The 22,604-nt window shown below is 72.1% G+C and carries 23 protein-coding genes and 1 pseudogene; 11 read left to right on the top strand and 13 right to left on the bottom strand.

Annotated features, from left to right (window positions below; all coding sequences use genetic code 11):
• Positions 1-48: 48 nt before the first annotated feature.
• Together NZH93_RS42260 and ccrA are read left to right on the top strand one after the other, a co-directional pair.
• Positions 49-1,017: a class I SAM-dependent methyltransferase gene (locus tag NZH93_RS42260; RefSeq protein ID WP_259628963.1), complete on the top strand. Its 969-nt coding sequence runs from the start codon at positions 49-51 to the stop codon at positions 1,015-1,017.
• A 37-nt stretch (positions 1,018-1,054) separates the two neighbouring features.
• Positions 1,055-2,389: a crotonyl-CoA carboxylase/reductase gene (gene ccrA, locus NZH93_RS42255; RefSeq protein WP_259628962.1), complete on the top strand. Its 1,335-nt coding sequence runs from the start codon at positions 1,055-1,057 to the stop codon at positions 2,387-2,389.
• Between the two features lie 49 nt (positions 2,390-2,438).
• Here ccrA and NZH93_RS42250 read toward each other — a convergent pair whose 3' ends face one another.
• From NZH93_RS42250 to NZH93_RS42240, 3 genes are all read right to left on the bottom strand, one after another.
• Positions 2,439-3,002 carry a hypothetical protein gene (locus NZH93_RS42250; RefSeq protein WP_259628961.1) on the bottom strand — a complete coding sequence of 188 codons (564 nt, stop codon included), beginning with the start codon at positions 3,000-3,002 and terminating at the stop codon, positions 2,439-2,441.
• Positions 3,003-3,086: 84 nt separating this feature from the next.
• Positions 3,087-4,211 carry an acyl-CoA dehydrogenase family protein gene (locus NZH93_RS42245; protein WP_259628960.1) on the bottom strand — a complete coding sequence of 375 codons (1,125 nt, stop codon included), beginning with the start codon at positions 4,209-4,211 and terminating at the stop codon, positions 3,087-3,089.
• Positions 4,212-4,253: 42 nt separating this feature from the next.
• The gene (locus NZH93_RS42240) at positions 4,254-5,060 is read right to left on the bottom strand and encodes an AfsR/SARP family transcriptional regulator (protein WP_259628959.1); all 807 of its coding nucleotides are present in this window, start codon (positions 5,058-5,060) and stop codon (positions 4,254-4,256) included.
• Between the two features lie 949 nt (positions 5,061-6,009).
• On the opposite strand from NZH93_RS42240, the gene NZH93_RS42235 reads away from it, so the two are divergent.
• Positions 6,010-6,945: an acyl-CoA desaturase gene (locus tag NZH93_RS42235; protein WP_259628958.1), complete on the top strand. Its 936-nt coding sequence runs from the start codon at positions 6,010-6,012 to the stop codon at positions 6,943-6,945.
• A 40-nt stretch (positions 6,946-6,985) separates the two neighbouring features.
• Here NZH93_RS42235 and NZH93_RS42230 read toward each other — a convergent pair whose 3' ends face one another.
• Positions 6,986-7,699 carry a GON domain-containing protein gene (locus NZH93_RS42230; RefSeq protein WP_259628957.1) on the bottom strand — a complete coding sequence of 238 codons (714 nt, stop codon included), beginning with the start codon at positions 7,697-7,699 and terminating at the stop codon, positions 6,986-6,988.
• Positions 7,700-7,884: 185 nt separating this feature from the next.
• A complete protein-coding gene (locus tag NZH93_RS42225; RefSeq protein ID WP_259628956.1) occupies positions 7,885-8,550 on the bottom strand; it encodes a TetR/AcrR family transcriptional regulator in 666 nt (221 codons plus the stop codon).
• Positions 8,551-8,818: 268 nt separating this feature from the next.
• Between NZH93_RS42225 and NZH93_RS42220 the strand changes: the two genes are divergently transcribed.
• Positions 8,819-9,523 carry a DUF2306 domain-containing protein gene (locus tag NZH93_RS42220; protein ID WP_259628955.1) on the top strand — a complete coding sequence of 235 codons (705 nt, stop codon included), beginning with the start codon at positions 8,819-8,821 and terminating at the stop codon, positions 9,521-9,523.
• Positions 9,524-9,530: 7 nt separating this feature from the next.
• On the opposite strand, the gene NZH93_RS42215 is transcribed toward NZH93_RS42220, so the two are convergent.
• Both NZH93_RS42215 and NZH93_RS42210 read right to left on the bottom strand, forming a co-directional pair.
• Positions 9,531-10,979 (bottom strand): cryptochrome/photolyase family protein, encoded by a 1,449-nt coding sequence (locus NZH93_RS42215; protein WP_259628954.1) that lies wholly within the window; start codon positions 10,977-10,979, stop codon positions 9,531-9,533.
• Positions 10,980-11,046: 67 nt separating this feature from the next.
• Positions 11,047-11,169, bottom strand: a complete 123-nt coding sequence (locus tag NZH93_RS42210; protein ID WP_259628953.1) for a hypothetical protein — start codon at positions 11,167-11,169, stop codon at positions 11,047-11,049.
• Between the two features lie 74 nt (positions 11,170-11,243).
• Between NZH93_RS42210 and NZH93_RS42205 the strand changes: the two genes are divergently transcribed.
• Positions 11,244-12,536 (top strand): FAD-binding domain-containing protein, encoded by a 1,293-nt coding sequence (locus NZH93_RS42205; protein WP_259628952.1) that lies wholly within the window; start codon positions 11,244-11,246, stop codon positions 12,534-12,536.
• 76 nt (positions 12,537-12,612) lie between these two features.
• Complete coding sequence (locus tag NZH93_RS42200) at positions 12,613-13,053, top strand: SRPBCC family protein (protein WP_259628951.1); 441 nt, start codon at positions 12,613-12,615, stop codon at positions 13,051-13,053.
• Here NZH93_RS42200 and NZH93_RS42195 read toward each other — a convergent pair.
• Positions 13,050-13,211: a hypothetical protein gene (locus tag NZH93_RS42195; RefSeq protein WP_259628950.1), complete on the bottom strand. Its 162-nt coding sequence runs from the start codon at positions 13,209-13,211 to the stop codon at positions 13,050-13,052. The genes NZH93_RS42200 and NZH93_RS42195 overlap by 4 nt on opposite strands.
• Positions 13,212-13,294: 83 nt before the next feature.
• Complete coding sequence (locus NZH93_RS42190) at positions 13,295-14,134, bottom strand: SDR family oxidoreductase (protein WP_259628949.1); 840 nt, start codon at positions 14,132-14,134, stop codon at positions 13,295-13,297.
• A 200-nt stretch (positions 14,135-14,334) separates the two neighbouring features.
• Between NZH93_RS42190 and NZH93_RS42185 the strand changes: the two genes are divergently transcribed.
• The 4 genes from NZH93_RS42185 to NZH93_RS42170 all read left to right on the top strand — a co-directional run bounded on the left by NZH93_RS42185 (position 14,335) and on the right by NZH93_RS42170 (position 16,951).
• Positions 14,335-14,682, top strand: a complete 348-nt coding sequence (locus NZH93_RS42185) for a hypothetical protein (RefSeq protein ID WP_259628948.1) — start codon at positions 14,335-14,337, stop codon at positions 14,680-14,682.
• A 61-nt stretch (positions 14,683-14,743) separates the two neighbouring features.
• Positions 14,744-15,073, top strand: coding sequence for a lycopene cyclase domain-containing protein (locus tag NZH93_RS42180; protein ID WP_259628947.1), 330 nt, complete (start codon positions 14,744-14,746; stop codon positions 15,071-15,073).
• Between the two features lie 10 nt (positions 15,074-15,083).
• Complete coding sequence (locus NZH93_RS42175; protein ID WP_259628946.1) at positions 15,084-15,404, top strand: lycopene cyclase domain-containing protein; 321 nt, start codon at positions 15,084-15,086, stop codon at positions 15,402-15,404.
• Positions 15,401-16,951, top strand: coding sequence for an FAD-dependent oxidoreductase (locus NZH93_RS42170; RefSeq protein ID WP_372506989.1), 1,551 nt, complete (start codon positions 15,401-15,403; stop codon positions 16,949-16,951). The genes NZH93_RS42175 and NZH93_RS42170 overlap by 4 nt, the downstream gene beginning before the upstream one ends.
• Here NZH93_RS42170 and NZH93_RS42165 read toward each other — a convergent pair.
• On the bottom strand, positions 16,940-17,911 hold the full coding sequence (locus NZH93_RS42165; RefSeq protein WP_259628945.1) for a Rieske (2Fe-2S) protein: 972 nt from the start codon (positions 17,909-17,911) through the stop codon (positions 16,940-16,942). The genes NZH93_RS42170 and NZH93_RS42165 overlap by 12 nt on opposite strands.
• A complete protein-coding gene (locus NZH93_RS42160; protein ID WP_259628944.1) occupies positions 17,908-18,840 on the bottom strand; it encodes a phytoene/squalene synthase family protein in 933 nt (310 codons plus the stop codon). The genes NZH93_RS42165 and NZH93_RS42160 overlap by 4 nt, the downstream gene beginning before the upstream one ends.
• Before the next feature lie 144 nt (positions 18,841-18,984).
• Between NZH93_RS42160 and NZH93_RS42155 the strand changes: the two genes are divergently transcribed.
• A complete protein-coding gene (locus NZH93_RS42155; protein ID WP_259628943.1) occupies positions 18,985-20,094 on the top strand; it encodes a polyprenyl synthetase family protein in 1,110 nt (369 codons plus the stop codon).
• Positions 20,095-20,098: 4 nt separating this feature from the next.
• Here NZH93_RS42155 and NZH93_RS42150 read toward each other — a convergent pair whose 3' ends face one another.
• Both NZH93_RS42150 and NZH93_RS42145 read right to left on the bottom strand, forming a co-directional pair.
• Positions 20,099-20,557, bottom strand: coding sequence for a hypothetical protein (locus tag NZH93_RS42150; RefSeq protein WP_259628942.1), 459 nt, complete (start codon positions 20,555-20,557; stop codon positions 20,099-20,101).
• Positions 20,558-20,559: 2 nt separating this feature from the next.
• Positions 20,560-22,506: pseudogene (locus NZH93_RS42145) on the bottom strand (molybdopterin oxidoreductase family protein); the annotation flags it as partial.
• Positions 22,507-22,604 lie beyond the last annotated feature (98 nt).

The raw sequence follows: 22,604 nt of genomic DNA, 5'->3' as shown, positions 1-22,604 counted from the left end.
CCGCCCCGTGAGACTCGTGCCCACCAGCGAACCGACAGGGGAAAGCACATGGAATCCACCGGCGGTCCGGCGGCGATCAACGCGTTCATGGACACCGTCAGCCGCTTCAACGGTCCCAGCGAGTCCGCGGTGCTCGACGCCGAGGCCAGCGACGAGTTCAAGGGCCACTCCATCTGGCTCTACAACGTGGCCGCGATGATGGCCGCGCGCGGCGAGATCTGGAACTGGGGGATGGACGACCCGATCCTCGCGAAGGAGATCGACGACGTCCTCCCCGGCAGCCTGGGCTTCTGCACCGACGGCGTGTCCGAGCAGCTCTACTTCCGCGCGCTGCGGGAGTTGCCGCTCGCGCTCGACGACTACGCGGGCAAGACCGTGCTGGAGATCGGCAGCGGCGCGGGGGAGGGGCTGAACTTCCTGTCCCGCGCGGCACCCGGTGGCCGGTTCCTCGGCGTCGAGCTGTCGCCGATGGCCGTGCGGCGGTCCAACGCCCTGCTCTCCCGCGGCGACCAGTTGCGCTACATCCAGGGCGACGCCGAGGCGCTGCCGCTGGGTGACGCCGAGGTCGACGTCGTGATCAGCGTGGAGAGCTCGCACAACTACCCGCACCCGGAGCGGTTCATCGCCGAGGTGGCCAGGGTCCTCAAGCCGGGCGGGTACTTCTCCTACCTCGACGGCTTCACCGAGCACCGCTACGACGTGACCACGCTGCTCAAGCGGGACGTGCCGGGGTTCGAGTGGCTGTCCGAGGAGGACATCTCCGAGCAGGTCCGGGCGGGCATCCGCAAGAGGATGGCTCCGGGCAGCCACTTCCGGCGCGTCGCGGAGGTGGGCAACACCCGGCTCCGGCGGCACGTCGCGTTCCAGATGCAGGCGACCACGATGGGCAGCCCCTTCATCGGGATGGAGACCAGCCCGGTCGTGCGGGCGATGCAGAAGCTGGGCCGCGTGCCGTCGGCGTGGACGCTGCCGGTGGAGTCCTACGTCCACAGCGTGGCCCGCAGGCGCTCGGAGTAGTCGCGCCCCCGACCCGACCGAGGAGATGAGGCAGACCATGGATGCTCTCGCAGCGGCCGCCGTGCGCGGCGCAGGCGCGGACGAACTGCTCGGCCACCCGGTGCCCGAGCGCTACCGGGCCGCGCACACCCGCGTCGAGGACACCGACATGTTCCAGGGCGTCGAGGACAAGGACGTCCGCAAGTCCATCAGGGTCGGCGACGTGCCGATGCCGGAGCTGGCGCCGGACGAGGTGCTGGTCGCGCTGATGGCCAGTTCCATCAACTACAACACCGTCTGGTCGTCCACGTTCGACCCGGTGCCGACCTTCGCGTTCCTCAAGCACTTCGGCCGCGAGGGCGGCTGGGCGACGCGGCACGACCAGCCGTTCCACGTGCTCGGCTCGGACGCGTCCGGGGTCATCGTCCGCACGGGTGTGGGCGTGCGGCGCTGGCAGGTCGGCGACCGCGTCGTCGTCACCCCGGTCCACGTGGACGACCAGGAACCGGCCGTGCAGAACGACGGCATGATCGGCACGTCGCAGCGGGCGTGGGGGTACGAGACGAACTACGGCGGTCTCGCCCACTACGCGGTCGTGCGGGCCAGCCAGCTCGTCCCGAAGCCCGCGCACCTCACGTGGGAGGAGGCCGCCAGCACCCCGGTGTGCGCGGCCACCGCCTACCGGATGCTCATCAGCGAGCGCGGCGCCCGGATGAAGCTCGGCGATGTCGTGCTCGTCTGGGGCGCGGCGGGCGGGCTCGGCGCGTTCGGCGTGCAGCTCGTCAAGCAGGCCGGCGGGGTCGCGGTCGGCGTCGTCGGGTCCGGCGAGAAGGCGGACCTGGTCCGCAAGCTGGGCTGCGACGTGGTGATCGACCGGTCGGAGATCGGCATCGGCGACCCCGGTGATCCCGGCGCGGTGCTCAAGGCGGGCAAGCGGATCGGCTCCATCATCCGCAAGGAGACCGGCGAGGACCCGCACATCGTGTTCGACCACGTCGGCCGGGCCACGTTCGGCATCTCGATGTTCGTCGCCCGCCGCGGCGGCTCGGTCGTCACCTGCGGGTCCAGCACCGGCTACCAGCACCAGTACGACAACCGCTACCTGTGGATGAAGCTCAAGCGGCTGATCGGCAGCCACGGCGCGAACCTCCAGGAGCAGTGGGAGTCCAACCGGCTGTTCGACCTCGGGCAGGTGCTGCCGGTGCTGTCGGAGGTGTACTCGCTGGACGGCGTCGGCGAGGCGGCCAGGGTCGTGCAGACCAACGGCCACGTGGGCAAGATCGGCGTCCTGTGCCTCGCGCCCGAGGCCGGTCTCGGCGTGTCCGACCAGGACAAGCGCGACCGGCTGGCCGCCGTCCGACCGCCGGTGCTGGAGACCAAGGTCCGCACGTGAGGTCGAGCGGCCCCGGCCGAACACCGGGGCCGCTCCACGGCCCGACCCGCTACCGGGTGAACGTGTAGGCGCGGTCGACGGCCACCGCCGCCAACTGGGCGGGCTCGTCGGCGGTCGTCCCCTGGGCCCAGACCACCTCGCCGTTCGGCCGGAAGTTCGTCGCCACCCTGATGCCGAACTCGTCCAGCTCGGTGAAGACGACGATGCCGCCCCGGTGGTCGCGGCGCTCACCGGTGCACTTGTCCCGCTCGCAGAGCTGCTTCGGCGTGATGGGGTAGTGGCCCGGTGCGTGGATCTGCGGGTACACGGTGACCCGCCTGCCCTGGTAGGTGAACTTGACCGCGTTGTTCATGTACTGCATGTCGTCGAACAAGCCCGCGGCCTCGTGGCCCCACGTCCAGGCCGTGATGTCCTGCGCGCCGGGGAAGATCCGCGGGAAGCTCTCCAGTTCGTGGGCGGTGAACCGGTCCGCCTGCTCCTGCAACTCCGCCTTGGTCTTGTGGACCGGCGTGATGTCCGCGGGCGGCCACGGGTACTCCGCCTGAGCGGACGCCGTGCCCGCGAGACCGACCAACGCCGCGGCCGTCAGGACGGCCGCCATCATCTTGCGCATGTATCCCCCATGGTCGAGTTCTGCTGACACCGGGGGAGACGCCTCAAGATCATCGGAGGTTGCACGGGCCCGTGCTGCACCCGCTCAGCGCGGGCCCAGCGCTCGGACGGCGTGCTCGGCCAGCAGCACCTGGCACATCTCGGTGCTGCCCTCGATGATCTCCATCAGCTTCGCGTCCCGGTAGGCGCGGGCCACTACGTGCCCGTCCCGCGCGCCCGCGGACGCGAGCACCTGCACCGCCGCCGCCGAGCCCTCGGCGGCGAGCCGCGCGCACTCGTTCTTGGCCAGCAGGGTGGAGATCACCGAGTCCGGGGACCCGCTGTCCCAGGCTCGGCTCGCGTGCTCGCACAACAGGGTCGCGACGTGCTCGCCGGTGACAAGGTTCGCCAGGTGCCGCGCCACGAGCTGGTGCTCGGCCAGTGCCTTGCCGAACTGCTCGCGGGTGGCGGCGTGCCGCGCGGCGGCGTCCCGGCAGGCGCGCAGGATGCCGACGCAGCCCCAGGCCACCGACTTGCGGCCGTAGGCCAGCGCGGACGCCACCAGCAGACCCACCCCGGCACCGGCGCCGAGCACCGCCGACGACGGCACCCGGACCGAGTCCAGCACCACCGAGGAGTGCCCGGCCGCGCGGCAGCCCAGTGGTTCCGGGACCCGCTCGACCCGCACCCCCGCGGTGTCGACGGGCACCACGACCGCCGCCCCGCCGCCCTCGGAGTACCGGCCGAACACCACGACCAGGTCGGCGTAGGACGCCGCGGTGATCCACACCTTGTGGCCGTCGACCACCACCGAGTCGCCGTCCTGGCGGATCGTGGTGGACATCGCGGCCAGGTCGCTGCCCGCGTGCGGCTCGCTGAACGCGACGGCGGCCAGCTCACCGCCGGTCAGTCGACGCAGGTACTCCGCTTGCTGGGCGGGCTCGCCGAGGCGTTGGACCGCCCAGGCGGCCATGCCCTGCGAGGTCTGGACGCTGCGCAGCGAACCGCACAGGCTGCCGGTGTGCGCGGTGAACTCGCCGTTGTCCGTGCTGCTCCAGCCCAGACCGCCGTGCTCGATGGGCACCTCCGCGCACAGCAGCCCGTCCGCCCCGAGCCCGCGCAGCAGGTCCACCGGCAGCACGCCGGTCCGGTCCCACTCGCCCGCCCGGTCGCCGACCAGGTCCGTCAGCTTGGCGGCGTGCTCGCCGGCCGCCGTGCTGGTCACGCTCATGCCAGGTCCTCTTCACCGTTCTCGTGGTCGTGGTCCGCGCCCTCAGCCGAAGCTGGGCGAGCCGATCAGCCGCCACCTGTTCTCCAGGTGGTTGGCCAGGATGGACGTGCGGCCCGGCGGCGGCCCCTGCACGGGCACCCGTGTGTGGTCGGGACCGGTGGTGGTGCGCAGGACGTGCCGTTGCGCGTGGCGCAACTCCTCACCCGGCTCGCTGCCGAGCTGGTCGATCAGCATCTTCCGGATGTGCAGGAACGCCGCCAACGCGTCGGACTGCCGACCCGCCCCGTGCAACGCCAACATCAACTGCGCGGTCAACGACTCCCGCAACGGATGCGCCCGCACCAGGTGCGACAACTCCGGCACCAACTGCGCGTGCCTGCCCAACCGCAACTCCAGGTCGATCCACCACTCCAACGTCTGCATCCGCAACTCCAACAGCGGCGGCACCTCGATGTCCTGCAACGTCGGCGACGGCACGTCCAACAACGGCGCGTCCCGCCACAACGCCAACGCCGAGGACAACGCCGACGACGCGTCCGCCAACCGCCCGCCCGCCGCCAACGTCGCGGCCCGGCCGTGCAGGTCGAAGAACGTCGCCAGATCACTCTCGCCGGGACCGACGCTCATCATGTAACCCGGCGCCCTGGTGGTGATCCGCTCCGCCACCCGCGGACCGAGCGTGCGGCGCAGGCGCATGACGTAGGTCCGGATCGTGGGCACGGCGCTGGGTGGCAGGTCCTCACCCCACAGGAACCAGGCGATCCGGTCGATCGAGACCACCCGGTTGTTGTAGAGCAGCAGACCGGCCAGGATCGTGCGTTGCTGAGCGGCAGGTACCGGTATCTCCACGTCGTCCAGAAAAGCTTCCGTCGGGCCGAATATGCCGAAACGGATTCGCGTGTCCGGTGAACTGACATCTCGCGCACGCGCCATAGAGTGCCTCTCTCCCTGTTGCGCCGAGTACCGGCGCGACTAATACGGACCATCGTGGGTGTCCGTGCCGGCCAGTTCAATAGGGCACCGGTGAACCTAGGGGTGTCTCGGAAAAATTCACAGTTGCCACAGGGTTGCGATGCGGTGGCGAAATGGTCGCCACTCCCGTTCGGCGGAACGTCATGACGCAGAGTTCCGAGCACTGGTCTATTCGAGTAGGGAAAAATCCACCGAAAAGAAGGTTTCTTATCCATCTCATTTCGTCAGTCGGTGTTCTCCCAGGTGAACTGGATCAGCGTCAGCAAGGGGCTGCCCAGCCTCCTGGCAGGTCGTCTCAGTTGGTCGAGGTCGTGACGAGTTATGTGAGTGATACTTCCTTAACCCTGTCTGATGTTTTTGGTCACCGGGTTGCGCCCCGGCTTCTGAACCGATATAGAACCCCTCTTCGCGATGCCCGTTCTTTGCCACTTCCCGTGCGTCGGTCGCGAAGTCGGATAGACGCACCGGTCTGCCCGCTCGGGCATCCGACGCCTTTCTCCGTCCAACGGGTGAATGAGGTTCGTGGATTTCCGCATCCGGTGAGCGAGGCCGCGGAAATGTCCACTATCGGACATCGGCGCGCCACGGCAGCCCGCAGTTCGACGGTTATCGGACTGGGCGATGCCGCAGGGTGTGGGTCAGGCGAGACGGTGCGCGGGCCAAACGAGACGCAATGCGTCGACGGCGAGTAGGCGTTTGGTGTTCCCCTCGAATTCAGCCCGCGCTCCGGTGCCGTGGGTACCGTTCGGGACGGGTGCCGCGGACACCTCCCCCCACGACACCGAGGCGGAGCAGTGCGAACTCCGTCCTGATTGGACGGTCATCGATGGTCACTCCCACGACAACCGGCGCGCCCCGGCAGCCGATGGTCCTGCCCGGCCGGTCCACCGGCGAGCAGGTCCTGGTCAAGACCTTCGTCCTCATCCCGTTCGCCGCGCTGATCGCGGCGGTCCCGATCGCCTGGGGGTGGGGGCTGGGGTGGACCGACCTGGTGCTGGCACTGGTGTTCTACGTGATCGCGTGCCTCGGCGTGACGGTCGGCTACCACCGCTACTTCACCCACCGCGCGTTCAAGGCGAACCGGGGCCTGCGCGTCGCGTTGGCCATCGCGGGCGGCATGGCCGCGCAGGGACCGGTGATCGCGTGGGTCGCCGACCACCGCAGGCACCACGCGTTCTCCGACCGCGAAGGCGATCCGCACTCGCCGTGGGCCCACGGCACCGGACCCGCCGGACTGGCCAAGGGCTTCTGGCACGCGCACATGGGCTGGTTGTTCGAGCGCGTCAGCACGAACGCCGAGCGGTTCGCCCCCGACCTGCTGGCGGACGAGGACATCCGCGCCGTGGACCGGCTCTCCGCGCTGTGGCTCGGGTTGAGCCTCGGTCTGCCGCCGGTGCTCGGTGGCCTGATCTCGTGGTCCTGGTGGGGCGCGCTGACCGCGTTCTTCTGGGCGAGCCTCGTGCGGGTGTCGTTGCTGCACCACGTGACCTGGTCGATCAACTCGATCTGCCACCTGATCGGCAGCAGGCCGTTCGCCTCGCGCGACAGGGCGGCGAACTTCTGGCCGCTGGCGATCCTGTCGATGGGGGAGTCCTGGCACAACTCCCACCACGCCGACCCGACCTGCGCGCGGCACGGTGTGCTGCGCGGCCAGGTCGACCTCTCGGCGGGGGTCATCCGGATCTTCGAGAGGCTGGGGTGGGCGACCGACGTGCGGTGGACCAACCCCGATCGCCTGGCCAGGATCTCCGCCAGGACGTGACGGCAGCACCCCCAGGGCCTGGGGAGGGCGTCGGACCGGGTTACAGGGTCACGCAGGCCCGGTTGAGGACGACGTCGATCAGGTTGTAGGGGCCGCACGCGAGGTCGAGGTGGAAGTCCGGGCCGCTCGGGTTGGTCGGGTTGTAGATGTAGGGGGCCGAGGTCGTCCAGCCGCAGTAACCACCGCCGGTCACGTCGGCGGCGCGGTTGTCGGGGCTGGTGGTCGCGGAGCCGGACGCGTTGAACCCGCCGACCTGGAAGGTGTCGGACAGGACGAACGCGGTGCCGGTGAGGTCCACCCTGGCGACACCGCTGGCGCTGGAGTTGCAGGACATGGCGACCGCGTAGGGCATCGAGACGACGACCGTGCCGCCCTGGGTGAGCGAGCCGGTGGACGTGGCGAACGTGAGGTCGTTGATGTCGACGACCAGGGTCGCCGGGTCGAGGCGCACGCGCGTGAACGTGGTGCGCACGCTCGTCCCCGGCGCGGCGCCGCCCGCGGTGTACTGCGAGAAGTTCGCGGCGCCGAGCGTGACGTACTCGCGTGGTGTGCCCGCCATGTCGTGGCAGTACACGGGGACGAGGTGGGTGCCGGTGTTGAGCAGGTAGTTGCCGTCACCCGCGATCGGCAGCGCGGCGCGGATCCCCGCGCAGTCGGCCGGGGGGATGGTCAGCGCCTGCCGCGCCGAGGCCGTGGACGGGGTGATGACGACCAGGGCCGCCGCGGCGACCGCCACGACAATTCTGCGAATCATGGGAGATCCTTTCCCTGCGGTTGTTCCGTAGGGAATTAGAGCCCCGGTGGTCGTGGGTGGTCCATAGGCTGCGGGAGTGGTCCAAAACCCGTGGACTGCGTGAACCAGTGTGCTTTTTCGGCATTCGCGTTGTTGTTCGCCACGATCGAGTGCAATCGCCCGTGGGGAGGTAACGCGCGATCGTCCTACGGTTGCCGGTCCAGTGACGTGAGCCCCAGCACCAGCACCTCGAGGGACGAGTCGACGGCGGCGTTCCGCGCGGCCTCCGGCAGGTCCGGCTGGAGGGTGAGCAGGATGCCCGCCAGGCCGTGGACGGTCGCCCAGCAGGCCATCACCGCGGCCTCGACCCGGCCCGGCGCCAGGCAGCCCACCTCGGTCAGGCGGTGCAGCGCCCCCAGGACGACCGAGTCGGGTTTCGGCCGGTCCTCGTAGGTGGGATCAGCCGGGTCCTCGACGAAACCGGGCGTCTTCGTGCCCGCGGGATCACCACCCATGGCCGTGGCGAACAGGCCGGGTTCGTCCAGCGCGAACCGCACGTAGGCGCGGCCGACCTCGCACAGGTGCGCCTTCGCGGCCTCGACCGGGTCCGCGGGCTCCTCGAACGCGTCGAGCTGGGCGATCATCACCGCGGCCATCTCGCGGAGCGCCCTCTGGGCCACGGCGCGCTTCAACGCGCCCAACGTCTTGAAGTGGCCGTACGCGGAGTTCGGCGCCACCCCGACGACCCTGGCGACCTCCCGCAGGACGACCGCGGTCGGCCCACCCGCGCGCGCCAGTTCCACGCCCGCGTCCACGAGGGCGGCCCGCAGGTCGCCGTGGTGGTAGGTGGCGCGCTTCGGTCGCTGTTCCATGGTCAGATCCTGGCACGCGCGGATCCGCCGCTTGACAACCGAGCTCGACGGCCGCCAAACTCACACTGTCCAGATCGATTTCGACCGCCGCTGTACCCCTTTGCGCTGCCACTGGAGCCGGGTGTTCCCCGAGGAATTCCCGCCTATTCGTGCTGCCCTTTTCCGGCGGTGAACAACAGAAAGCAGGTCCATCGAGATGACCGCGCCGACTTCATCCTCGACCGCGGCCCGGAAACGGTCCCGCCGCAGTTCTCCCATAAGCTGGACCGTGGTCACGCTGCTCTGCCTGGCGATCTCCGGCTACTTCGTCGGCCAGTACGCGACCGGCAGCCTCGCGGAACTCGGCGAGCAGGGCGTCGGCCTCGCGCCCACCTACGCGAGCAGGCCCTTCTTCGTGCAGATCGCGTTCTACGTCCACGTCGTCTCCGCGGGTATCTCCCTCGTCGTCGGGCCTTTCCAGTTCGCCAAGGTGATCCGCCGCCGCTACCGGGCCGTGCACCGCTGGATCGGCCGCACCTACGTGGTGTCGATCGCGTTCGCGTCGGTGTCCGGCCTGGTGATGGCCGCCTTCAACTCCGCGGCGTTCGTCGGCTTCTTCGGCTTCGGCACGCTGTCCGTGCTCTGGGGCTGGACCACGTGGCGCGGGTATCGCGCCATTCGCGAGCACGACGTCGCCAGCCACCAGGCGTGGATGATCCGCAGCTTCGCGCTCACGTTCGCCGCTGTCACGTTGCGGCTGTGGCTCGGCGTGCTGATCATCTTCCAGTTGGTGGTCGGCTTCGGTGGCCCGAACGCGGAGGTGGACCAGCTCATGACCGACGCGTACGCCGCCGTCCCCTTCCTGTGCTGGCTGCCGAACATCGTCATCGCCGAGATCATGATCCGCCGCCGGAACCTCCCCGGACTCCGCTTCTCCCCGTCGCCGGTACCGCGTGGCACGGCACGGGCGGACGCCGTTCCGGTCGAGGTGTGACCGGGGGCTAGAAGACGTCGCGGTGCGGTTCGCGGGCGCGGACCTCCGCGAGGTCGGTCAGGCGCTGGAGCCCCTGCACGGGGCGGGCCATCCGGTGGTTGCCGCGCAGCCGTGCGGCGTGCCGGTCGAGCCACGCCCAGTAGCCCGCGGTGAACGGGCACGCCCGTTCACCGGTCCGCTTCCTCGGGTCGAACCAGCAGTCGCGGCAGTGGTCGGTCATCCTGTTCAGGTAGGCGCCGCCGCTCAGGTACGGCTTGGTCGCGATGACACCGCCGTCGGCGTGCTGGCTCATGCCCACCACGTTCACCGGCATGACCCACGGGAAGCCGTCCACGAAGGACGTGACGAACCAGTCGTTGAGCGCGGCCGGGTCGTAGCCGCGTTGCAGGGCGTGGTTGCCGAGGACCATCAGCCGCTGGATGTGGTGCACCCACCCGTGGTCGCGGACGCCCTCCAGCGCCGTCCGCACGCAGGCGGCCCGCACACCACCCGGCCGCAGGGTCCTCCACCAGTCCGGCAGCGGGGCCGTGGCGCGGAACTCGTTGTGGCGCGCGTACTCCGGACCGAGGTGCCAGTAGAGGTGCCAGACGTACTCGCGCCACCCCAGCACCTGCCGCACGAACCCCTCGACGCTCGCCAGCGGCGCGTCACCCGCGCGGTAGGCGCGTTCGGCGGCGCGCACGACCTCCAGCGGGTGCAGCAGGCCGTGGTTGAGCGGGACGGACAGCAGGGAGTGGGCCATCGTCGGATCACGGGTGAGGACGGCGTCCTCGTGCGGACCGAAGTGCGGCAAGCGGTCCCGCACGAAGACGTCCAAGGCGGCCAGCGCCTCCTCGCGGGTGATCGCGAACCAGCGCGGCCCGTCGACGCCGACGGTCGGCAGGTCCATCGCGTCCAGGTCCGCGCGCACCGCGGCGTCGATGGCGTCCTCCTGCGGCCACCACGGTCGCGGCACGTCCAGCCTGCTCGTCCGCGGTGGCGGCTCGCGGTTGGCCGCGTCGTGGTTCCACCGGCCGCCCGCCGGGTCGCCACCGTCGAGCAGCACGCCGAACCGGCGGCGCTGCTCGCGGTAGAAGTCCTCCATGAGGAACGTCGTGCGGTCCCCCGCCCAGTCGGTGAACTCCTGGCGCGGCAACGCGAACGCGGGCGTGGGCAGCACCTCGACACCGAGCCGCCGCAGGAGCGCCGCCGCGGCGCGGGAACCCGGCTGGTAGGCGACCAGGGGCCGACCGAACTCGCGAACGGCGTCCGCGTACGTCTCGGCGCGGACCAGGGTCGCGCGGTCACCCAGTTCGGCGGCGAGGTGCCTGATCCCGGACAGCACGAGGTGCAGCTTCTGCCGGTGGTACGGCTTGCGCCGCAACGCCGCGGCGGACTCGACGAGCAGGACCTCGCCGGGGTGCTCGGCTCTGAAGTGCGGGCCCAACTGGTCGCCGAACAGCAGCAGCGCGGTCACGGGTCGACGTTAGGACGCGTCCTGCCCGCCCGCACGACGGCCGGGGACCAGCCCCACGGCCGGGTGATCAGCCCGTCTTCGAGCGCCGCGCGGTCCTCGTCGACTGGACGAGGTCGCGGACCATCCAGGTCGTCGCGCTCAGCGCGAGCACGACCAGCGGCATGTACTGCCAGAGCGTGTCCCACAGCATTGGCCCACTCCACGATCGTCGGAACGACTGGTGCGTCCCCGTGATCGGCTCCGCGGTCGCCGCTCAAACCTGTCGTGACCACTTCGTTCCCGCGGCGGCCGATCCGGCGGGACCGGTGCCGTCCGCGCAGACTGGTCGACGTGCCGCTGCTGCCCGTTCCCCCCGCCGACCAGCCGGGCGCCGTCGACTGGGTGCGACGGCACCTGGGCGGCCTGACCCGTGAACCGCGGGTCACCGCGTCGACGTTCCTCGGGGGCCAGGAGGCCGCGGACGCCGCGCTCGCCGGACTCGACGTGACCGGGTACGCGAGCACCCGCAGCGCCGTGCTGCCCCGTTCCGCGCGCGGCGCCAGCAGGATGTCGCCGTACATCCGGCACGGGCTGGTCGCGTTGCCCGAGGTGTGGTCGGCGGTGGCCGGGGCGCCCGAGCGGGACCGGGTGAAGTACCGCGACGAGCTGCTGTGGCAGGAGTACGCCCGCCACCTCTACTCCCGACTCGGCGGGAAGACGGCCCGGCCGCTGCGCCACCGCCAGCCGAGCACCGGGACCGCCTGGTCTGGGGAGCCGTGGCGGCAGGACATGGCGTGCCTGGCCGCGGTCGTGGCCGAGCTGCGCGAGGACGGGTGGCTGGTCAACCAGACGCGGATGTGGCTGGCCTCGCAGTGGGCCGTGCGCGCGGGCGCGAACTGGGCCGCGGGGGAGGACGAGATGTTCGCGCACCTGGTGGACGGCTCCCGTGCGGCGAACCGGCTCGGCTGGCAGTGGACGGTCGGTACGGGCAGCGACAAGCCGTACGGCTTCAGCCGGTGGCAGGTCCGCAGGCGCGCGCCGTCGTTGTGCGAGTCCTGCGCGTTGGCCGAGAACTGCCCGGTCGAGTCGTGGCCGGACGCAAGACCGGGCGCGCCGGTGGACGGGCCCGACCTGGGGCGCGCGCCCATCCCGGCCGGGCCCGCGCGGGTGGAGGGCGGCGGCGGTGAGGTGGTGTGGCTGACCGCGGAGTCGCTGGGCGACCGCGACCCGGCACTGGCCGCCGTGCCGGACCGGCCCGCGGTGTTCGTGTTCGACGAGCCGCTGCTGGCGCGGCTGCGCCTGGCAGGCACCAGGCTGGTGTTCCTCGCGCAAACCCTCGGCGAGCTGGCGACGACCCGGCCGCTGGAGGTGCGCCTCGGCCGTCCGGAGGTGGAACTGGCCGACCTCCCGCTCGCGGCGACGTGGACGCCGGTCCCCGGCTGGCACCGGCTCGCTCGCCTCGCGCGGCCGGTGGAGGTGCACCCGTGGCCCTGGCTGGCCCGGCCGGGAACGTTCACGCTGCGGTCCTTCAGCGCGTGGCGGCGGGACGTCGGCCGGTCGGACAGCCCGATCGGGTGAATCCCGTGTGGACGGTCACCCGTCCCGGTCTTCGCCGTGTGAAGCCGGTGGACGCGGGTACTCGCCGGTCGAGGTGATGCGTGTGCGAACCTGCGAGCAGTCGATCGACGTGTTCGTCCCGGTGTCCGTCGTGTACGGCCAGTGGGCGCTGTTCGAGGCCTACCCCCGGTTCATGTCCGGGGTGGTGCGCGTCCGGCGGGGGGACGGGACCCGCGTCCGCTGGACGACGCTCTTCGGTGGCGTCCGGCGCGAGTTCGACGTCGAGGTCACCGACCAGCGGCCGGACGAGCTGATCGCCTGGCGCTCCACGTCCGGGGCCGACCGGGCGGGCGCGGTGGCGCTGTACCGCGTCGACGACCGCACCACCAGGGTGCGGGTGCGGACGGAGGTCGAGCCGGAGGGGATCTGGGAGCAGGTCTGCGCGGCCTCGGGGGTGCTGGACCAACGGCTCAGGTCCGACCTGGAGCGGTTCAAGGAGCTGGTCGAGAGCACCACGGACCCGTTCGGCGCGACCTAGGAAGCCCGCCGCCGCCGAGCCAGCCCCACCAGTTCCTCCGCCAGCTCGCGAGCCTCGGCCGCGTGCCGCCACACCACCGCGGCCTGGGCGCACAACCGGGTGCTCCGCTCGAACTCACGGGCGAGGCGCTGCGTCGGGGCGGGCGGAGGCGGGGGCACACCCCACATCCTGTGGCACGCGCGGGCGCTGTCAACCACGTGCTTCGCGGACGACCCCCGGCGTGCCCGTCGACCAGGTGTGATCAGGTGATCGGGGAACCGCCGGTGACGCCGACGATCTCCCCGGTGATGTAGCTGGACTCCGACGAGGCCAGGAACACGTAGAGCGGCGCCAGTTCGGCGGGCTGGGCGGCCCGGCCCATGGGCGACTGCTCGCCGAACGACTCGACCTGGTCCGCGGGCATGGTGGCGGGGATGAGGGGTGTCCACACCGGACCGGGCGCGACCGAGTTCACCCTGATCCCGCGGTCGACCAGGTTCGCGGCCAGGCCCTTGGTGAAGTTGACGATCGCGGCCTTGGACGTGGCGTAGTCCAGCAGTTCCGGCGAGGGTTGGAAGCCCTGGATCGACGAGGTCGTGATGATGGCCGATCCCGGCCCCAGGTGGGGCACGGCCGCCTTGCACAGCCAGAACATGGCGTAGACGTTGGTCTTGAGCACGCGGTCGAACTGCTCGGTGGTGACGTCGAGGATCCCGCCGTCCTGGGACATCTGGTAGGCGGCGTTGCTCACCAGCAGGTCGATCCCGCCGAACTCCGCCACGGCGCGGGCGACGACCTCCCCGCAGCGCGACTCGTCGGTGAGGTCGGCGGCCACCGCGACGGCCTTGCGCCCCGCCTCCTCGACCAGCCGAACGGTCTCCCGCGCGTCGTCCTCCTCCGCGTCCAGGTAGGTGATCAGCACGTCGGCCCCTTCACGGGCGAACGCGACGGCCACCGCCCGACCGATCCCGGAATCACCACCGGTGATCACCGCCCTGCGGTCCCGCAGGCGCCCGGACCCCTGGTAACTGGCCTCGCCGTGGTCGGGCCGGGTGCGCATGGCGTCGGTCGTGCCGGGGTGGTCGATCGGCTTGTCGGTCATCCTCGGGTCAACTCCTCCGGTGCTCGTCGGGGACAGGTACCCCCACACCCGCGCCCCAACCCGACGCGTCACCTGGTCGAGGGATCAGGCGTCCGGCCGTCGAGTCCATTGCCGGCGTTCGGGTCGGTGTGGGACGTTCACGGGGTGTTCTCACGGTCCGCGGGACAGGGGGGTGCGTGACCAGGCGGCGGAGCGCCCGCGTGAGCACCTCGTCGGAGCGGCAGGGGTTCACCAGGGTCCAGGTGCTCACGCTGATCGCCGGGCTGTGGCAGTTCGTCGCGGGCACGGCGCACCTCCTGCCGCTGCCCGTCGGGGCGCAGATGTTGCAGGTGTGCACCGGGGTGATCGGTGTCGCGCTGTGCCGTCAGCACGGCCTCGCCCGGCTGTACGGCGTCGCACTCGCGCTCGTCTACGGCAGGCTGCTCCTCGACTTCACCTCACCGCTGCTGTTCGGCCTGCCCACACCGGAAGGCCTGGCCTACGCCCGCACGGCCCTCTCGGGCCTGGTCATCGCGGTGCTGCCCGCAGGCCGGTCCGCACCGCCCTGACCGCGCCCGCCGTGCGGGCGACCGCACGCCGCCCTACGGTGAGGACAACCTCGGAGGTGCGGTGGTCGGTCGTTGGGAGTACCTGGTCCTGCTGCTCGCCTGCCTCCTGGTGACCGCGCCGCTGGAGTTCCGCGGGAGCGGGGTGTACCGCCGTCCCGCGCGGCTGGCGCGAGCGGTCCTCCCGGTGGCGGCCGTGTTCACGGCGTGGGACGTCGCGGCGATCACCAGGCGCCACTGGGACTACAACCCGGAGTTCGTCACGGGTGTGCGGCTCCCCGGCGCGCTGCCGCTGGAGGAGCTGCTGTTCTTCCTGGTGATCCCGATCTGCGCCGTGCTGACCTACGAGGCCGTCACGGCGCTGACCCGGTCCGGTGTGGCCGATCGACGGTGAGAGGGCGCGTGTGGACGGGGAGTACCTGGTGGCGGCCGCGGTCGCCGCGGTCCTGACCGTTCTCGTGGAACTGCTGGTGCTGCGCACGGGGTTGTTCCGCCGCAAGGCCTACTGGACGACCATGGCGATCGTGTTCGCGTTCCAGGTCGCGGTGGACGGGTGGCTGACCAAGCTGCACGCCCCGGTCGTGCGGTACGCCGACTGGGCGATCAGCGGTGTCCGGGCGCCGTGGGACATCCCGGTCGAGGACTTCCTGTTCGGGTTCTCCATGGTCACCCTGACCCTGCTGCTCTGGGAGCGGACCCGCCGACCGTCGAGGGAGGGGTCGTGACCACCCGCGACCGCAAGGCAGTGCGCGTTCCCGGCCCGACGGGCCGATCCGCCTTCGAGCGGGACGCGCCGGTGATCGGCGTGGTGGGCGGCGGCATCGCGGGCCTGGCCGCCGCGACGATCCTGGCCGAGCGCGGCGCGGAGGTCGTGCTGTTCGAGCGCGAGCACTACCTCGGCGGTCGCGTGGGCGGGTGGACGACGGAGCTGGCCGACGGCAGCCGGGCCACGATGACCCGCGGGTTCCACGCGTTCTTCCGCCAGTACTACAACCTGCGGTCGCTGCTGAGCAGGGTCGACCCGGCCGGCACCGCGCTGGTCGGCCTGCCCGACTACCCGCTGTGGCACGCGAGCGGCCAGCGCGAGGGGTTCGCCGGGCTCCCCCGCGCCGTGCCGTGGAACGCGACCGCGTTCCTCTGGCGCAGCCCCGCTTTCGCGTGGCGCGACCTGCCGTCGGTGAACACCCGCGCGGCCCTGCGGCTGCTGGACGTGTCGGTGCCGCGCACCTACGACGAGCTGGACGGCATCGACGCCGCGACGTACCTCGGGCACGTGCGGTTCCCGCGCGCGGCGCACGCGCTGGCGTTCGAGGTGTTCTCCCGCAGCTTCTTCGCCCACCCGACCCGGATGTCGGCCGCCGAGCTGGCGACGATGTTCCACATCTACTTCCTCGGGTCCCGCGAGGGCCTGCTGTTCGACGTGGCCGCCGACCCGTTCCCGCACGCGCTGTGGGACCCGCTGGGCCGCCACCTGGGCTCGCTGGGTGCCGAGGTGCGCACCGGCACGCCCGTGGAGGCCGTGGAACCGGGGCGCGGCAGGCGTTTCAGCGTCCGGGTGCCGGGGGAGTCGGTCGAGGTGGACGCGGTCGTCCTCGCCGCGGACGTGCCGGGGCTGCGCCGGATCGTCGCCGCCTCGCCGGAGCTGGGCACGCGCGGCTGGCGGGCGGGGATCGCGGCGCTGGAGACCACGCCGCCGTTCCTGGTGTCGCGCTACTGGCTGGACCGGCCGGTGCGCGCCGACCGGCCGGGATTCATCGGCACCACCGGGTACGACCTGCTCGACAACGTGTCCGTGCTGAACCACTACGAGCACGAGGCCCGCGCCTGGGCGGCGCGCACCGGTGGGTCGGTGGTGGAACTGCACGGGTACGCGCTGCCCGCCGACCTCGACGAGGGCACGGCCCGCGCCCGGCTGCTCGACCAGCTCCACGTGGTCTACCCGGAGACCAGGGGCGCGCGGGTCGTGGACGAGCGCCACGAGCTGCGGGCGGACTGCCCGCTGTTCCCGCCCGGCGGCTTCGCCACCCGCCCGACCGTGCACACCCCCGACGACCTCCTCGTGCTCGCCGGGGACCTGGTCCGCGTCGACCTGCCGGTCGCGCTGATGGAACGCGCCGCGACGACGGGGTTCAGCGCGGCGAACCACCTGCTCGGGCGGTGGGGCGTGGCGGGCACTCCGTTGTGGACGGTCCCGACGTCCGGGCGCGGTCCGCTGCTGCGGGCGGCGGCCCGCCGGTGGGGTCGCGACCCCGTGCCGGTGTCAGCCGGGTAGGCGGCCCGCGGAGCGCAACGCGTAACGGCGCTCGGCGTAGGCCATGTCGTCGCGCCACAACCGCTTCGCGGCCCAGCGCATCACCGGCCGCAGTGCGGGCGCGGTCGACCGGGCCACGGCGAAGCCGCGCCGCCGTGAGTGGGCGATCGTCGCCTCGACCACGGCGGTGCGCGCGGCGCCGTCCGGACCGAGCCCCAGCGGGGTGGCGTGGGTTTCCACCACGCTGCCCTCGCCTTCGCCCTCGACGATGTGCATCACGATCGTGCGCGGTTCCGGGCAGGTGAACGCGGCCATCACCGGCACCCCGACGCGGCCCGCGAGCCGGAACGTCACCTCCACCAGGAACCTGTCGTCCCGCTCGGTCGGCGTTTCCAGGACGTCGAGGTTCGCGAACGAGTACGGGTGGAACCACGCGCCGTGCCACGGGTCGAGCCGGTTGGCCACCACGTCGTCCGGTTCACAGCGCCCGATCACGGTCGCGACGGCGGCGACCGCGTCCGCGGGTGGGCGGGCCGGCAGCACGGGTTCCGGCAGCGGTTCCTCACCGCCGACCTCGTCCAGCCGCACCCACGCCAGCACGCCGTCGTCGTGCGCCGGGTAGGGGCTCCAGCCGCCGAACTTCCCACCGCCGAGCGACAGGCCGTGCCACCGGCACACGACCTCGCCGCGGTGCACGGCCCCGTCGCGCAGCGGGGCGCCCAGGTGCGGGCACGCCCCCGGTCCGGCCAGCAGCTCACCGCCCGTACCGCGCCAGGCGACGACCTCGCGCCCGGAAACGGTGCGGCCGAACGGTTTTCCCGCCGTCACCTCCCGGCTGGAGCCGAGGACGAACCAGTTGCCCGACGGCCGGGCCAGCGCGCGTTCGAGCGCGGCCTCGATCAGGGCGGGTTTCGCCGCCCGCCACGTCGGCTCCTGCTCGGGCCACGGCGGGCTGCGGAACACGCGCAGCGGGATTCTCACGCCGACCGGACCAGGACGGACTTGGCCAGCGCGGGCAGGGCTATCGCCAACCGGCGACCACCGGACACCACGACCCGCCCGGACAGCACGTCGTGGTCGGCTTCCTCGATCAGGTCCAGGATTCGGCGGTACAGCCGGAACGCCGTGTCCACGCACGGCCTCGACCGGGGAGCCAGCATGGCGATGCCCGGCTCGGCCTCGCGGTACACCGCCCTCGTCCTGGCGACCTGGTGGGCCAGCGCGCGGCGGACGCGCTGATCGGCGCGCCCCGTCCTGCGGGCGTGCTCCAGCAGCGGCCGGTCGACGCCGAACGCCGCCAGTTCGTCCAGCGGCAGGTACACGCGCCCGCGGTCGAGGTCCTCGCCGACGTCGCGCAGGAAGTTCGTCATCTGGAACGCCACGCCCAGCGCCGCCGCGGCGGGCTCGGCCTCCTCGCGCGGGACGCTGGTGCCCAGCACCGGCAGCACCTGCAAGCCGATGACGGCCGCGGAACCGCGCACGTAGCGGGCGAGGTCGGCGTGGGTCGGGTACTCGGTGACCGTGAGGTCCATCCGCATGGACGCGGTGAAGTCGACGAAGTGGCGGTGGTCGATGTCGTAGCGCCGCGCGGTGTCCACCACGGCGGCGATCACCGGGTCGTCGCTGCTCCCCGCCTCCAGCCCGGCGAACAGGCGCCGCTCCACGCCGGACAGCTCCGCCGCGCGCTGCTCGGCCGACCGGCCGTCGTGGACCTCGTCCACGATGTCGTCCGCCCACCGCGCGAACCCGTACAGCGCGTGGATCGCGGGCCGCTGCTCGCGCCGGAGCAGCCGGGTGGCGAGGTAGTAGGTGCGCCCGTGCTCGGCGTTGAGCGCGCGGCAGCGGGCGTAGGCGAGCCGCAGCCCTGGATCGGTGATCCCCGCGGCGTCGAGTTCCCGGTCTACCGACATGGTGGGGCGAGTCCTTCCGCAGGTGTCGGTTCGACGCTAGGTCGCGCGGCGTGTCCCCGCAGAACGGGCGGAGTTCGTCGTGCGGATCCGGTGCCGCACTGCTTTGCTCGAACACGCCACCCCTCGAATACGCAGGAGGCGCTGATGTCGCCGGTACCCGCCGCTCGCGCGGACCCCCCGTCCGCGCTCGTGGACGACGTCGGCGCCCTCGTCTCGCTGCGGTCGGAGTTGGAGCGCTTCCTGCGGACCCAGCCGCACGCCCACCTGGCGCCGGAACTGGTCGAGGAGCTCAGCGGTCTGGTGCTGCGCGGCGGCAAGCGCGTCCGGCCGACGTTCGCCTGGTGGGGCTGGCGGTCCGCGGGCGGTGCCGCCGACGGTCCGCGCGCCGCGACGACCGTGCGGGCGCTGATCGCGCTGGAGTTGTTGCAGGCCTGCGCTTTGGTGCACGACGACGTGATGGACCGGTCCACGACCCGGCGGGGCGCTCCCGCCGCGCACGTCGTGTTCGCGACCCGCCACCAGCGGGAGCGCTGGGCGGGGGAGAGCAGGCGCTACGGCGACTCCGCCGCGGTGCTCGTGGGCGACCTCGCGCTGGCCTGGGCCGACGACGCGCTCGTCACGGCGGGGCTCGACGGGCCCGCGCTGGCGCGGGCCTGGGTGCCCTGGCAGGCCATGCGCACCGAGATGATGGCGGGCCAGCACCTCGACCTGCTCGCCGGGGCCCGCCGTGAGGAGTCGCTGGAACGGGTGCTGCGCGTGGCGCGGTACAAGACCGCCGCGTACACCGTGGAACGCCCCCTGCACCTCGGCGCGGCACTGGCCGACGCCCCACCCGATCTGGTGAACTCGCTGCGCGAGTTCGGCCGCGACCTCGGCGTGGCGTTCCAGCTCCGCGACGACCTGCTCGGCGTCTTCGGCGACAGCGCCGCCACCGGCAAACCCGTCGGCGACGACCTGCGGGAGGGCAAGCGCACCCCGCTGATGGCCATCGCGATCGGCCTGGCCCGCGCATCGGGCCGCCTCGACGCGGTGCACGAACTCCGCTCCTGCCTGGAGGGGTGGCACCACACCGACAGCGCGCTCGCCACCGTCCGCGACCTGCTGCACGACCTCGGCGCCGTGCGCGTCGTGGAGGAGCAGATCGCCGTCCTGACGGCGAGCGCCCTGCACGCCCTCGACCAGGCCCGGATGAGCGGCGAGGTCCGAGCCACCCTGCGACGACTGGCCACGCGGATCACCACCCGCGGGTGCTAGTGCCTCACCTCGCCGCGATCAGCGCCTGCGGCGCGCTCTGCTTCACCCGCGTCCGCAGCCACGTCAACTGCCGGTCGGTGTCCCGTTCGCACGACTCCACGACGTCCAGCAGGTCGCTGTCGCGCAGCCCCCGCGCGGCCTGGGCGACCACGGTCCAGGTGATGTCCACGAACGACGCCAGCGCGTACAGGTCCTGGAGGTCGCGCAGCAGCCCGACGGCCCCGGACCGGGTGCCCTCCAGCGCGGTGACGCGCAGCCGTTCCGGCTCGGTCTCGGCGTGCTCGCCGTAGCGGTTCACCACCGGCGCCAGGCGCTCCACGTGGTCGTCGCACGCCCCGGCGAGGACCACGCAGGTCGACCGGACGTCCGGTTCGTCGCCGTGGCCCTCGCCGACCTGGCGGAACGCGTCGGCCAGCGTCCGCTCGGCGTGGTGCAGCAGTCCGACGTAGGTCGCGAGGTGCACGGTCACTCCTTGGTGATTCGCACGGCGGCGAGCTTGAACATCGGCTGCTTGGACACCGGGTCCCACTCGGTGACGGTCAGCTCGTTGGCCGCGGTCGGGTCGTCACCGCCGAGGTCCCCGTAGTGGAACGGCAGGAACACCACACCCGCCCATACGGTGCCGACGCGCACGGGCACGACCACGGCTCCCCGCGGTGACTCGACGCGCACCACGTCGCCCTCGGCGACGTCGAGCCGCGCGGCGTCCTCCGCGGAGACCTCCACCCACGGCCGGGGCGCGGCCCGGTCGAGCCTCGGCGACCGGCCGGTCTTCGTCCGCGTGTGGAACTGGTGGACCGTGCGGCCGGTCGTGGCGAGGAACGGGTAGTCGTCGCTCGGCCGTTCCGGTGGCGGGGTGTGCGCCGCAGCCTTGAGGAACGCCCGGCCTGCGGGGTTCGCCGCGCGGTAGGCCTCGGGCGCGACCTGCCCGCCGGTCAGCAGGTCGTGCCCGTAGTCCTCGCAGTCGTCGGGATCGGTGCGGAAGACACCGTCGGTGTAGAGCCGCTCGGTGCCGTCCGGGCGGTCTTCCGTGACCGGCCAAGGGATCCCGCCCCTGGCCCGCAGGTCCTCATAGGACAGACCGGTGTAGTCGCACGGTCGGCCGCGGCTGCACTCCTGCCACGCGCGGAACGCGGACTCCGGGTCGTTCCAGTGGATCAGCGGCGCGCCGTCGCGGTCCCGGAAGTCCATCCGCCGCGCGTAGTCCAGGAAGATGTCCAGGTCCGACCGCGCCTCGCCGGGCGGGTCGACGGCCTGGTCGGACAGGTGCACGACGCGGGTCGCGTTGGTGAAGGTCCCCTGCTTCTCGCCCCACATCGCGGCGGGCAGCACGACGTCGGCGAGGCGCGCGGTCTCGGTGAGGAACCCGTCCTGCACCACGACCAACAGGTCCTCGTCGCCCAGGACCCGGCGGACGCGGGCCAGGTCCGGCAACGAGACCGCGGGGTTGGTCGCGGAGATCCACAGCAGCCGGACGGAACCCTGCTCGGCGTACCGCCACAACTGCATGGCGTGCGTCGGCGGCGCCCAGTGCGGGATGGTCATCGGGTCGACGTTCCACAGCGCGGCCAGCTCCGCGACGTGGTCGGGGTTGTCCCAGTTGCGGAACCCCGGCAGGTCGCCGTTCGCCCCGCTCTCGCGGGTGTTCCGCGCGGTCGGCTGCCCGTTCATCTGGAGCACGCCGCCGCCCGGACCGCCGATCATCCCGCGCAGCAGGTGCAGGTTGTTGACCTGGCACGCCGCCGCGGTGGCCTGGTGGGACTGGTAGAACCCCTGCAACACCGTGGACAGCACCCGGTCCGACGTCCCGAAGACCTCGGCCGCCCGCCGCACGTCGGCGACGTCCACCCCGCACACCTCGGCCACGTGCTCCGGCGTGTACGGCTCGACGGTCGCCGCCAGCTCGTCGAACCCGGTCGTGTGCGCGTCGACGTAGTCGCGGTCGACCCAGCCGCGCGCGATGACCTCGTGCAGCAGGCCGTTCACCAGAGCCACGTTGGTGCCGGGCAGCGGAGCCAGGTGCACCCCGCCGGTGCGCACGGCCGTCCTGGCGACCTCCGTGCGCCGGGGGTCGACCGCGACGAGCACCGGTGTGTCCGGTCCCTCGACGCGGTCGAGCACCCGCGACCAGAGCACGGTCTGGGTCTCGGCCATGTTGTGCCCGAACAGGAACAGCGCGTCGCACGCCTCCACGTCGGCGTAGCAGCCCGGCTGCCCGTCGGAACCGAAGCTCTCCTTCATGGCGGCGGCCGCGGTCGCCGTGCACAGGCGGGTGTTGCCGTCCATGTGCGGGGTGCCGAGCCCGGCCTTCCCGATCACGCCGAGGGTGTAGTACTCCTCCAGGAAGAGCTGACCGCTGGTGTAGAAGCCGTGCGACAGCGGCCCGACCTCGTCACCGCGATGTCGCACCCGCAGCCCGGAATACCCGGCCTCGACGGTTCCAACCCGGACCGCGCCGACGTCACCCGGTCAGGTCTGCTTCGCGGTCGCGCTGGTCCGCACCGGGTAGG

The sequence above is a fragment of the Umezawaea endophytica genome (assembly GCF_025061645.1).
Taxonomy (GTDB): Bacteria; Actinomycetota; Actinomycetes; order Mycobacteriales; family Pseudonocardiaceae; genus Umezawaea; species Umezawaea endophytica.
The sequence above is the reverse complement of the archived record's forward strand: the minus strand, read 5'-3'. Positions and strand labels throughout refer to the sequence as shown.

Coding starts and splice junctions, on each gene's coding strand:
- NZH93_RS42260 (WP_259628963.1), top strand. CDS start 49: ATGGAATCCACCGGCGGTCCGGCGGCGATCAACGCGTTCATGGACACC.
- ccrA (WP_259628962.1), top strand. CDS start 1,055: ATGGATGCTCTCGCAGCGGCCGCCGTGCGCGGCGCAGGCGCGGACGAA.
- NZH93_RS42250 (WP_259628961.1), bottom strand. CDS start 3,002: ATGCGCAAGATGATGGCGGCCGTCCTGACGGCCGCGGCGTTGGTCGGT.
- NZH93_RS42245 (WP_259628960.1), bottom strand. CDS start 4,211: ATGAGCGTGACCAGCACGGCGGCCGGCGAGCACGCCGCCAAGCTGACG.
- NZH93_RS42235 (WP_259628958.1), top strand. CDS start 6,010: ATGGTCACTCCCACGACAACCGGCGCGCCCCGGCAGCCGATGGTCCTG.
- NZH93_RS42230 (WP_259628957.1), bottom strand. CDS start 7,699: ATGATTCGCAGAATTGTCGTGGCGGTCGCCGCGGCGGCCCTGGTCGTC.
- NZH93_RS42225 (WP_259628956.1), bottom strand. CDS start 8,550: ATGGAACAGCGACCGAAGCGCGCCACCTACCACCACGGCGACCTGCGG.
- NZH93_RS42210 (WP_259628953.1), bottom strand. CDS start 11,169: ATGCTGTGGGACACGCTCTGGCAGTACATGCCGCTGGTCGTGCTCGCG.
- NZH93_RS42200 (WP_259628951.1), top strand. CDS start 12,613: ATGCGTGTGCGAACCTGCGAGCAGTCGATCGACGTGTTCGTCCCGGTG.
- NZH93_RS42190 (WP_259628949.1), bottom strand. CDS start 14,134: ATGACCGACAAGCCGATCGACCACCCCGGCACGACCGACGCCATGCGC.
- NZH93_RS42160 (WP_259628944.1), bottom strand. CDS start 18,840: ATGTCGGTAGACCGGGAACTCGACGCCGCGGGGATCACCGATCCAGGG.
- NZH93_RS42155 (WP_259628943.1), top strand. CDS start 18,985: ATGTCGCCGGTACCCGCCGCTCGCGCGGACCCCCCGTCCGCGCTCGTG.